The organism is Sphingomonas agri (assembly GCF_038148795.1).
Lineage (GTDB): Bacteria > Pseudomonadota > Alphaproteobacteria > Sphingomonadales > Sphingomonadaceae > Sphingomicrobium > Sphingomicrobium agri.
The window spans coordinates 519,055-530,000 of the sequence record NZ_JBAPEU010000001.1; the positions used below are offsets into that span (position 1 = coordinate 519,055).

Sequence of the window (10,946 nt, forward strand, 5' to 3'; positions counted from 1 at the left end):
GCAAGGGCTAGTGCTGTCGCTGGAGAAGCGGCGCTATTTCCGGACTTTCCTCGATGGAGCGATAGAATTTGGGAGAAGGGAACGGTCCGCGCGCCTGTTCATAGGCATAGCCAAGGTCCAGAAGCAGCTGCTCAGACCATTTCGGCCCGATGAAGCTGAGCCCCACGGGCAGGCCCTTCACAAGCCCCATCGGTACCGTGAGGTGCGGATATCCCGCGACGGCGGCGAGCGAGCCCGCCCCTCCTCCTGCAATCTGGTCGCCGTTTGCGACGTCGATCATCCATGCCGGCGGCATGGTAGGCCCGACGAGAGCGACGACGCGGTTATTCTTCAAGAGCTTGTCGATCCCGTTCGGGCCCGCGGCCCTGAAGCTGATCTCCCGGGCCTTCTTGTAGGCTGGGTCATCGACCCCCTTCGTCTTTTCGGCACGAAGGAAGGTCTCCTGGCCGAACAGTGACATTTCCTGCTTTTCGTGCGCTTGGTCGAAGGCGATCAAACCGGCAAGCGTCCGGGCGGGGATGGCGGAAGGACTGCTCTTCAGATATTTCGCCATGTCGGCCTTGAGCTCGGTCATGAGCACGGCATTTTCGTTCTTGCCGATCGCCTTGTCGTCGAACTTGCGGATGTCGACGAGGATCGCGCCCTTTTGTCGAAGCAGCGCGAGTGCCGTCTCGAACGCCGCGTCGGTCCCGAAGCCCGACGCAAAGCGCATCACCCCGATGCGCTTGCCCTGAAGCGAGCCTTGATCGAGCCCTGCGGCATAGTCACGTCTGTGATCGTCTGCATCTCTGGTCGCGGGATCCGCGGGATCGCTTCCTGCAATCGCGCTCAATAAGTCGGCCGCTTCGCGGACGCTCGCCGTCATCGGCCCCGCGGTGTCCTGGCTATGGCTGATGGGAACGATGTGGGTGCGGCTGACGAGGCCGACCGTCGGCTTCAGTCCGACGATGCCGTTGATGGAGGCCGGGCAGGTGATCGATCCATCCGTCTCGGTGCCGATCGCAAGCCTCACGAGGCCCGCCGCCACGGCTGCTCCGGATCCGCTCGAACTGCCACATGTGTTTCGATTGAGCGCCCAGGGGTTGTGCGTTTGTCCTCCCACTGCGCTCCAGCCGGAAATGGAGTGGCTGGAACGGATGTTTGCCCATTCGCTAAGGTTGGTCTTTCCAACGATCACCGCGCCTGCCGCGCGCAGCCTCGCTACCAGCGGGGCGTCACGGTTCGTGACGTTGCCGGCAAGCGCAAGGCTGCCAGCGGTCGTCGGCAGCGGACCTGTTGCTTCGATATTGTCCTTGATGAGGACCGGCTGCCCCGCCAGCGGTCCCCGCAAGCGCCCGGAATCGACCCGCTGCGCCTGCTCGATCGCCGTCGGATCAACCGCGATCACCGAGTTGAGCTGGGGGTCGATGCGCGCGATCCGCTCGAGCGCCGACCGGACATTGGCCTCTGCCGGCAACGACATTTGCGCGGCTGCGCCGGAACCAAGCGCACCGGCCACCAGGCCGGCGATCATTAACGAACGCATCGCACCCCCTTGCTTGCGGTCAGCGCGGCGCGAGCAGTGCGTCGAGCGTTCCCTCGCCGGTACCAACCTTCTCGAGGTGCGGATAGCGCAGCCCGCCCCGCCAATCGAGCGTCACCGTCCGGTAGACATCACCGTCGTGAACGAGAAGCTGCGGCAAGAGCCCGCCTGATCCTGCCGACTTGATCGCCTCCTTGAGCGCGTCGGCGTCGAAATCCCGGCCATTTACCGCAGTGATCGTCGAGCCCAGGCTCACCCCGGCGTTGAATGCCGCGCTGTCCCACAGCACGCTCGATACCTTGCCGTCATTGCCGACGACGAACCCCCCCGAATAGGTGAGATCATTGTTCTTGCCTGCGCGCTCGGCGCTCTTGATCCATTTGGTTGGCTCGGCGGTATAGACGAGCTTGTAACCCCCCTGGTTGATGCCCTCGAGCGGCGGCGTGGCGGCGATCGAGTAGACACGGCGCTGGAGGTAGCCGCGCCAGTCGTACGGCTGCACCTTGTTCAGGGTCGCGACGACATCGTCGAACCTATATGTGAGATCACCCCAGTCGCGGTCGCGCACGCCGAAGAAGGCCCTCGCGAAATCGTCGATCGAACGCTTGCCGCCGGATTGCTGCCGGATGATGCGATCGACATCGATCCAGATCAGTTGGCCTTCGCTGTAATAATCCTCGCTTCGCTGCCAGCTGCGCCATGGCTGCGGCGCCCGGTTGGCGATGGTCGGATCATTGGTCGTGTCCACGAGCGCCCGCCAGGTGCGGCCCGGAGTGCCGGTGCTGTAAGTTGCCGCAGTAGCAGCAATCGCGTCGAGCGTGTCCTGCTTGGAGAGCATCCCTGAGCGCGCGCCGAGCACATAGCCCCAGAACTGGGTTTGCCCTTCGTACACCCACAGAAGCGAGCCTTCCATCGGAACGGTGTTGAAGTCCGGAGTCCAAAGATCCGCCGGCCGCCGGAACTTGCCGTCCCAGCTGTGGCTGTATTCGTGCGGAAGCAGGTTGCGATCGCGCAGCTTGTTTTCCCAGTCGGTGAAATAGCCGCGCCGCACACCGTCCTCGGAACTGCGATGATGTTCAAGGCCGTTGCCGCCCAGGTTGTTCGAGATGGTGAGGAGGAAGTCGTAATGGTCGTAATGCTGCGCGCCGAACGCCTTCACCGCCTGTTCGACCAGCCGCTTGTGCGCCGCGATCTGTTCGGGCTTGGCGGCGAGTTCCGCCTCGTTGTCGGCAATGACGTCCAGTGCAACGTCGGGCGAGAGCTCGATGCGACGGTAGTGAGGTCCGGCAATGAGCGGGGAATCGACCAAGATCTCGTAGCTGGTCACGGGATAGTCGAAGCGGCCGCCATTCTGTTTGCTGGGCCTGAGCGCGGTCGCGACCTTCCACCCATCCGGAACGATCACGGACGGCTGGACCGGGATCTGGCGAACGTAGTGGCCGGCCGGGTACATCGATAGCGACAGCCACTGGATGCTCGACATCTCGGGGGTCATCACCGTGCGCCCCTGGTTTTGGTTGGTCGCGGACAGATACTGAAAATCGACGTCGACGCTCGAGACGCCCTGCGGAACCGTGACGTGGAACGCATAGACGTCGAGGGGGTCGCGCATCCACCTCAGTGACTGGCCGTTGGCGCTGAATCGGATGCCCGCGACGCTCTTGAGGTCGCCGCGCGGGCTGTGACCTCCCGGGATCCACTTGGGGTAGAGCATGACGAGATCGCCGGCTCCTGCGACCGGCACGGTTTCATGGATTTTGAAGATGCCGCGCGTTACGTCGGTCGCATCCACGGTCACCCGGACGGTCCCGGGATAGGGAACATCGCGCGCTGCAGGAACGCCGCTCGCCTTTGCATAAGCCTCGGGCTTGCTGTTCTGCGGAGGGACGATTTGCGCGGCTGCAATGCCGGTGATGCAGGTAGAAAGGAACAGGGCCAGCGCAACGTTGCGCATCGACGAACTCCAGGGAATGGGGGTTAACGAAAGTTGGGATGCCGGTTTAGCGCTGATTGCACTGGCTGCCAGTGCTTTTGTCGAGCCATTCGGCGCTTTGTCGAAGGTCACATCGTTGTCAGCCCCCGTTCACGTCGCGCCTTTAGCGGGGAGTTCATGACCAGTCGTTCACTGTTGCTGAGCAGCGCTTCGCTGCTCATTCCCTTCTCGCCCGCCTTTGCCCAGGGACAGCAGCCGGCCCCGTCGCAAGCGCCCGCTGCTCCCGCTCGACCCCGGGCGCCGGCGGTCACCATGCAGGCCCCGGCATCATCGGATGCGACTGCCGCCGCCGCAGCGCAGCCGGATGAAGTGGGCGACGAGGAAGAGATCGTCATCACGGGCGCCAAGCCCCGCGGTTCGGTCGTCGGCGACATTCCGCCGGAGAACACACTCGATGCGCGCGATGTCCGGGCGACGGGCGCAAGCAACATCAACGAGCTCCTCGACGCGCTCGCGCCGCAAATCGGAAGCGCGCAGGGCCGCGGTGGAGAACGGCCCGTACTCCTCCTCAACGGCCAACGCATCGCAAGCTTCCGGGAGATGCGGGACATTCCGACAGAAGCCATTCAGCGCGTCGAGATCCTGCCCGAGGAAGTCGCCCTGAAATACGGCTACAGCGCCAATCAGAAGGTCGTGAACATCGTTCTTCGGCAGCGCTTCCGTTCAACCACGGCGCAGGTCGGCGCAGGCACTGCGACCGACGGCGGCTATGTCAGCGGGAACGGCGATCTCACCCGCTTTCTGGTCCAGCGCAACGGCCGCACCACGATCAACCTGCACGCCGAGGGCAACACGATGTTGACCGAAGCCGAGCGCAACATCCGCCTCAGCCCCGATGCCCAGACGAACGGCACGACGGACCAGGAATTGAGGGCGCGCTCGCTGATCGGGTCCAAGCGCGATATCCGGGGTTCGGCGACCTTCAACCGCCAGCTCTCCACGAGCATTTCGGGTACGCTCAACGCGGAGCTCGAGCACACCGACGGGCGCTCGCTCATTGGGCTTAACGAGAATCTTCTGGAGCCGCTCGCGCGGCGAAACTCTACCGACAGCGCGCACATCGGCGGTACGCTCAACGGCCAGACCAAGTCGCAGTGGCGCTGGACGGTGACAAGCAACGCCGATCTCGACAATATCATCACCCATACCGATCGCACCTCTTCTCCGGGTGACCGGGCTCGCGAGACAACCGCGTCGGCGGACGTGACGGGAACTGCCAACGGCACCCTGTTCAAGCTTCCCGCGGGCAATGCCACCACGACCCTGACACTCGGCGGCAGCACAATGCATCTCGACAGTTCGCGGACGAGGCTTAGTTCGTCCAGCTCGCTGTCGCGGACCACGGGAACCGCAGGCATCAACGTCGATCTTCCGATTTCACGGCGCGGCCGCGACTTCAGCGCGCTTGGCAACCTGACGCTGAACGGCAATGCCGAAGTCAATCGGCTCTCCGATTTCGGGACGATGACGAAGATCGGCGCCGGAGTGAACTATTCGCCTCTCAACCGCTTGAATTTCATCGCAAGCTGGACGCGCGAAGAGGGGGCACCGTCCATCAACCAGCTCGGCGACCCCGTTCTCGAAACGCCCGGTTCGCGAATCTTTGACTTCACGACCGGCCAGACGGTCCTCGTCGACGCCATCACCGGCGGCAATCGAAATCTCCGTGCCGACCGCCGCACGGTGACGAAGCTTAGCGGTAACTGGCAGCCGTTCCCGAACACGGACCTGAGACTGCGTGCCGACTATGTCCACCAGACGATCGACCGGCCGATCTCGAACATCACGGTCACCCCGACCATCGAGGCAGCGTTTCCGACGCGCTTCACCCGCGACGGCTCGGGCCAGCTCGTGAGAGTCGACCTGACGCCGGTGAACTTCGACAAGTCGACGCGGGACCAGCTTCGCTTTGGCTTCGATTTCACGCACCCGCTGAAGTCGCGCCAGCCTTCGCAAGCAGTCATCCAGCAGATGCGTGCGCAGTTCGGTTTCGGACCGCGCGGTTCCCAGGGCAATGCTGCCGGAGGCGGCCCGACCGGCCAGCCGGGTCCGGGCAATGCTGCTTCTCCTCCGCCCGAAGGGGCAGGACCTGCGTCCGCGAGCGGCGAGGCAAGGGGCGGCGGCCGGGGCTTTGGCGGCGGCCGGGGGTTCTTCGGGGGCGGCGGCAACCGCGGCCGGATCACCTTCTCGCTGACCGATACGCTGACCTTCGTCGACAAGGTGCGGATCGCTCCCGGTCTACCGCATCTCGACTATTTGCATGGTGATGCTGCAGGCTCGACCGGCGGCACGCCGCGCCACAACGTTGAGGTGCAGGCGGGCTATTTCAACAACGGGCTCGGCGCCCGGATCGGTGCGAACTGGCGAAGCGCGACCAACGTCAGCACCCTCACTGGCGATGATCTTCATTTCGCATCGTACGGGACCTTCGATCTGAGGCTGTTCGCCAACCCGGGCGACATCCCCGAGGTCGTGGTCAAACATCCCTGGATGCGCGGGACGCAGCTAAGGTTCGAGGTGAACAACGTCTTCGACGCCCGCCCGAGGGTTCACGACGCGGCCGGTGCCGTTCCGCTCGGCTATCAGCCGGGCCTTCTCGAGCCGCTTGGACGGACCGTCATGATCACTTTCCGCAAACTGTTCCTGCCTTCGCCCGCCTGGTTCCAACGCCAGTTCCAGCTGGAGCGCCAGCAGCAGCAAGGCGTGACGCGCTGAGGCGAATTTCGCATTGTGCGAAATTATGCTTTAGCGCCGCGGCAATGACGCCGGTTCAGCCCGTTCGGGGTACGCAAAGCCTGCTTGGAGAAGACGCCGACCGCCTGGCAGCGGTGGTCGAGGGTTTCGACCGCGTGCGTCGCCTCTACGGCTTCAGGCGCATCGAGGTCCCCACGATCGAGCATACGGCCGTTTTCGCACGGACCATCGGCGAGACGACCGACGTCGTCTCGAAGGAAATGTACACGTTCGAGGACAGGGGCGGCGAAGGGATCACGCTCCGCCCCGAATTCACCGCCGGCATTTGCCGGGCCTATCTCAGCGAGGGTTGGCAGCAGTTCGCACCGCTCAAGGTCGCGACCCACGGATCGGCTTTCCGTTACGAACGTCCGCAAAAGGGTCGCTTCCGCGAGTTCCATCAGCTCGATGCCGAAATCTTGGGATCGGTCGAGCCGCAGGCCGACGTGGAGCTCCTCGCCTTCGCCGACCAGTTGCTGAAGGAGCTCGGAATTACGGGCACGATCCTCAAGCTCAACACCCTGGGCGATCCGCAGACCCGGGGGGCCTGGCGCGATGCGCTCCACGAGCATTTCCGCGCGCACGCGGAGACGCTGAGCGAAGACAGCCGGTCGCGGCTCGAACGAAATCCGCTGCGCATCCTCGACAGCAAGGCCCACCAGGACTGGCCCGTCGTGGACAGCGCCCCGACCATCGATGAATTCCTCACCGCGGAGGCGGCCGACTTTTTCGGCAAGGTCACTGCGGGCCTCGATGCGGCGGGCGTTGCGTGGGAGCGTGCACCAAGGCTGGTGCGCGGTCTCGACTATTATCGCCACACCGCATTCGAGTTCATCACCGATCGCCTGGGAGCGCAGGGCACGGTGCTCGCCGGCGGCCGCTACGACGGTCTGGTCGAGGCGCTTGGCGGACCGCCGACACCTGCCGTTGGCTGGGCCGCGGGCATCGAGCGGCTCGCGATGATGATCAGTCCGCCCGAGGTCGAAAAGCCTATCGTCGCGATCATTCCGCTCGGGGAGCGCGCCGAAGGCGAAGCGCAGCGGATCATCGCCGATCTCAGGCGCGAGGGCATTGCAACGGAAATGGCCTATCGCGGCAACATGAAGAAGCGCCTCAGCCGAGCAGACGCGGCAGGGGCCAGATATGCCTTGATCATCGGCGAGAATGAAATCGAATGTGGCGAGGCCCAGCTTAAGGATCTGAAGAGCGGCGAGCAAAGAGCCGTCTCGCTCGACCTCGTTGCCGAGGCGCTTCGAACGTGACCCTGATCTCATCCGAGCGCATCGCTTCCATCGAGGCGCGCAAGCACGATCTGCAGCAGGCGATGGCTGCTCCCAGTGTTTCGCCCGAGGAGTTCGTGCGCCTTTCAAAGGATTATGCCGCGATCGAGCCTGTCGCTGCCGCTGCGCGTGAGGTGCGCCGGCTGCGAGCCGAGCTCGAGGTCCTGAACGGGATGATCGCCGACCCCTCCGCAGAGCCCGAGCTCAAGGAGATGGCTGCGACCGAGGCGGACGAGATCCGGCGCAAGCTGCCCGAAGCGGAGCGTGCGCTCGCCGTCAGGCTGCTGCCGCGCGATGCTGCCGACGACCGCGCCGCGATGCTCGAGGTGCGCGCCGGCACCGGCGGGGACGAGGCGGCGCTGTTCGCGGGCGATCTCTTGCGCATGTATCAGCGTTATGCGGACATCCAGGGCTGGAAGTTCGAGCTGATCTCGGCGAGCGCGTCGGAGCTTGGCGGCTACAAGGAGGCAATTGCCTCGATCAATGGTCCCGGGGTGTTCGCGCGCCTCAAGTTCGAAAGCGGCGTTCACCGCGTGCAGCGCGTGCCGGTCACGGAAAGCGGTGGCCGTATCCATACCTCCGCAGCGACGGTCGCCGTCCTTCCGCAAGCGGAGGAAGTGGACATCCAGATCGACGACAGGGACCTTCGCATCGACGTCTACCGTTCGTCGGGCCCCGGCGGACAGTCGGTCAACACGACCGACAGCGCGGTTCGAATCACGCACCTGCCAACGGGACTCGTCGTGATCCAGCAGGACGAGAAGTCACAGCACAAGAACAAGGCCAAGGCGCTGAAGGTGCTGCGCACCCGCCTTTTTGAAATGGAGCGCGAGCGCCTCGCAAGCGAGCGCGCCGGAGCGCGAAAGTCGATGGTCGGTTCAGGCGACCGCTCGGAGCGGATCCGGACCTACAATTTCCCGCAGGGGCGGATCACCGATCACCGCATCAACCTCACCAAGCACAATCTCGACGAGGTGCTCGAAGGGCCCGGTCTGACGGAGATCATCGACGCTCTAATCGCCGAAGACGAAGCCGAACGCCTGGCAGGCCTGGAGGAGGCGTGAAGCCCATCGACCGCGCGCTGGCGGACGCCGCGCGCCAGCTGAGCAACGCGAGCGACACCGCGCGCCTCGATGCCGAGCTCCTGATGGCCGAGGCGCTCCACATCGACCGGGACCGCCTCATTCTCTCGCCTCCCCAGCGTGAGATCCCCAAGCGCTTCTGGTCGATGGTCAAGCGCCGGATGAAGGGTGAACCCGTCGCCTATATCACCGGGCGCCGCGCGTTCTGGAACATCGATCTCCATGTGGGTCCGGGAGTTCTGGTGCCCCGCCCGGATTCCGAGGTGCTGATCGCCTCGGCGATCGAGCATTTCGAGGCGACTGAGGGACCAAGGCTCATCCTCGACCTCGGTACAGGCCCGGGAACCCTTCTTCTTGCGGCCCTCGACATCTGGCCGGACGCCAAGGGTCTTGGGATCGACGTCTCGCGCCGGGCGCTCTCTTATGCTTCGGCCAATGCCAGACGCCTCGGGTTCGAAGGTCGAACGAGGCTGAAGATCGGCAACTGGGCACAGGGGGTGAAGGACAGGTTCGATCTTATCCTTTGCAATCCTCCTTACGTCGCCGACGGCGCGAGCCTTGGCCCGGGCGTGCGCGAATATGAACCGGACGAGGCGCTGTTCGCCGGCAAAAGCGGTCTGGACGCCTATCGTGTCCTCGCGCCCGAGCTTCCCCGGATCCTTCATGAAGAGGGGCTCGCGGCAGTCGAGATCGGCCCCGACCAGGCAGCGGCAGTGACGGAGCTCCTTGAGCGCGACGGCCTTCGTGCAAGGGTTGCAAATGACTTCGCCGACCGACCCCGAGCAGTCCTTCTTACGTGGAATTAACCTGCATTTGATCGAAATTGCTTGGCATTCCGCGCCGGTGACACTACATCGGGGTCGTGGGCCGGGCCCGCTCCAGATCAACTGAAGAGCGCTCCTGTCCCAACCCCGACACAATCGGCCGTTCGCTTCGCGCTTCGCGCTGAGACCGGAACGAGAGGGTCAGAGCTGCCGCATGGCTGCAGCGCTGCCCGTCTGAGGCGAAGGGGCTAGCGACTTCTGCGTAAGGACGTAGGCATTTGATCAACAATCGTCAGGGCGGCCGCAGGCGCGGCCGCGGTGGACAGCGGGGCCAGAATCTCGGCGGCCAGTCAGGCAACCGGCAGGACAGTCGCCAGCGCGGCAACGCGGCCCAGCTTCTCGAAAAGTACAAGAGCATGGCCCGCGATTCACAGCTCGCCGGCGATCGCGTTCAGACCGAATATTATCTTCAGTTCGCGGACCATTACTTCCGCGTGCTCAGCGAAAACCGTGCCCGCTTCGAGGATCAGAACCCGCGTCGAGGCCGCGACGATGAGATGGACGAGGATGACGGCGACGACATGGTCGAGGCGGGCGAGGATTCGCTCGACGAGCGTGGCGAGCGCCCTGAACGTGCCGAGCGCCCTGAACGTGCCGAGCGCCCTGAACGTGCCGAGCGCCAGGACCGTGGCGAACGTTACAGTCGCCGTGAACGCCCCCGCCGCGAGGATCGCGAGGAACGGGCCGGCCGCGAAGACGGCGATGGCGAAGATGTGCAGGTGAACGGGCTGGGGGAGACAATCCCCTTCGACGTCCTTCCTCCGGCGATCGGCCGCGAGACGAGCGAAGCCCCCGGAACGTCCGAAGACGAACCGCGCCGTCCGCGTCGTCGTACTCGCGCTCCCCGGACCAGCGAAGGCGACGAGGAGATCGCGCCCGCGGCGTAACGCCTCGCGGTCTTAGTCGACGCTCCGAGGCCGGTGCTCTTCGTCGAGCGCGACGAACGTGAACACTCCCTCGGTGACCTTGACCTCCGTCTGGCCAAGATCCCGTTCGGCGATCACTTCTATCCGTACGGCCATCGAGGTGCGTCCGACGCGTTCGACCCGCGCATAGACCGAGATGAGGTCGCGAAGGTGTATGGGCGTGATGAACTCCATCGCTTCAATGGCTACCGTCGCGACCGATCCGCGCGCGCGCCGCGATGCGACGATGCCGGCTGCAATATCCATCTGGCTCAGCACCCAGCCGCCGAAGATGTGGCCGTTGGCATTGATGTCGGAAGGTCCCGGGACCACCCGCAGGATTGGTGTGCGCTCCAAATCGGTCATTCATTTCCCTCGTGAAAGTGGCTGGCCGCTTCGTCGTGGCCGCTCGATGAGCTGAGAAACAGAAGGGCCATCAAGGACGTGCCCAGGAGCATCATGACACCGGTTCCAAGGCCGGTCGCGATCAGCATGTTGAGATGAAGCCCGGGGTCGCCCCGGCCGACCAGCAGCACCGCGATTGCAGCAACCACGGCCGAGAACAGGGCGAGCAGCCGGAAAAGCCGCCAGAAGCGCCGCCTCAGGG

General features: G+C 64.6%; 9 protein-coding genes (1 of these 9 running past the window's edge). 5 read left to right on the plus strand and 4 right to left on the minus strand.

Going from position 1 to position 10,946, the window contains the following annotated elements; all coding sequences use genetic code 11:
- Nucleotides 1–7 precede the first annotated feature (7 nt).
- Complete coding sequence (locus V8192_RS02670) at nt 8–1,525, minus strand: amidase (protein WP_341631509.1); 1,518 nt, start codon at nt 1,523–1,525, stop codon at nt 8–10.
- Between the two features lie 19 nt (nt 1,526–1,544).
- Nucleotides 1,545–3,476, minus strand: a complete 1,932-nt coding sequence (locus V8192_RS02675) for a M61 family metallopeptidase (RefSeq protein ID WP_341631510.1) — start codon at nt 3,474–3,476, stop codon at nt 1,545–1,547.
- A gap of 156 nt (nt 3,477–3,632) precedes the next feature.
- Here V8192_RS02675 and V8192_RS02680 point away from each other — a divergent pair, with 156 nt between their 5' ends.
- From V8192_RS02680 to V8192_RS02700, 5 genes are all read left to right on the plus strand, one after another.
- The gene (locus V8192_RS02680; RefSeq protein ID WP_341631511.1) at nt 3,633–6,230 is read left to right on the plus strand and encodes a TonB-dependent receptor; all 2,598 of its coding nucleotides are present in this window, start codon (nt 3,633–3,635) and stop codon (nt 6,228–6,230) included.
- Between the two features lie 44 nt (nt 6,231–6,274).
- Complete coding sequence (hisS, locus tag V8192_RS02685; protein ID WP_341631512.1) at nt 6,275–7,510, plus strand: histidine--tRNA ligase; 1,236 nt, start codon at nt 6,275–6,277, stop codon at nt 7,508–7,510.
- The gene (gene prfA, locus V8192_RS02690) at nt 7,507–8,592 is read left to right on the plus strand and encodes a peptide chain release factor 1 (protein ID WP_341631513.1); all 1,086 of its coding nucleotides are present in this window, start codon (nt 7,507–7,509) and stop codon (nt 8,590–8,592) included. The genes hisS and prfA overlap by 4 nt, the downstream gene beginning before the upstream one ends.
- On the plus strand, nt 8,589–9,416 hold the full coding sequence (gene prmC / locus V8192_RS02695; RefSeq protein WP_341631514.1) for a peptide chain release factor N(5)-glutamine methyltransferase: 828 nt from the start codon (nt 8,589–8,591) through the stop codon (nt 9,414–9,416). The genes prfA and prmC overlap by 4 nt, the downstream gene beginning before the upstream one ends.
- 236 nt (nt 9,417–9,652) lie before the next feature.
- Nucleotides 9,653–10,321 carry a DUF4167 domain-containing protein gene (locus V8192_RS02700; protein WP_341631515.1) on the plus strand — a complete coding sequence of 223 codons (669 nt, stop codon included), beginning with the start codon at nt 9,653–9,655 and terminating at the stop codon, nt 10,319–10,321.
- 12 nt (nt 10,322–10,333) lie between these two features.
- Here V8192_RS02700 and V8192_RS02705 read toward each other — a convergent pair whose 3' ends face one another.
- Both V8192_RS02705 and V8192_RS02710 read right to left on the minus strand, forming a co-directional pair.
- Nucleotides 10,334–10,705 carry an acyl-CoA thioesterase gene (locus V8192_RS02705; protein WP_341631516.1) on the minus strand — a complete coding sequence of 124 codons (372 nt, stop codon included), beginning with the start codon at nt 10,703–10,705 and terminating at the stop codon, nt 10,334–10,336.
- Nucleotides 10,702–10,946, minus strand: partial view of a hypothetical protein gene (locus V8192_RS02710; protein WP_341631517.1) — the 3' portion only. Its footprint extends 37 nt past the window's final position; only the last 245 of its 282 coding nucleotides appear in the window; its start codon lies off the right edge, out of view; the stop codon is at nt 10,702–10,704. Before V8192_RS02710 ends, V8192_RS02705 begins: the two co-directional genes overlap by 4 nt.

What these genes read in the sequence shown, in the direction of transcription:
- V8192_RS02670 (WP_341631509.1), bottom strand. Translation starts at nt 1,525, where the DNA reads ATGCGTTCGTTAATGATCGCCGGCCTGGTGGCCGGTGCGCTTGGTTCC.
- V8192_RS02675 (WP_341631510.1), bottom strand. Translation starts at nt 3,476, where the DNA reads ATGCGCAACGTTGCGCTGGCCCTGTTCCTTTCTACCTGCATCACCGGC.
- V8192_RS02705 (WP_341631516.1), bottom strand. Translation starts at nt 10,705, where the DNA reads ATGACCGATTTGGAGCGCACACCAATCCTGCGGGTGGTCCCGGGACCT.
- hisS (WP_341631512.1), top strand. Translation starts at nt 6,275, where the DNA reads ATGACGCCGGTTCAGCCCGTTCGGGGTACGCAAAGCCTGCTTGGAGAA.
- V8192_RS02680 (WP_341631511.1), top strand. Translation starts at nt 3,633, where the DNA reads ATGACCAGTCGTTCACTGTTGCTGAGCAGCGCTTCGCTGCTCATTCCC.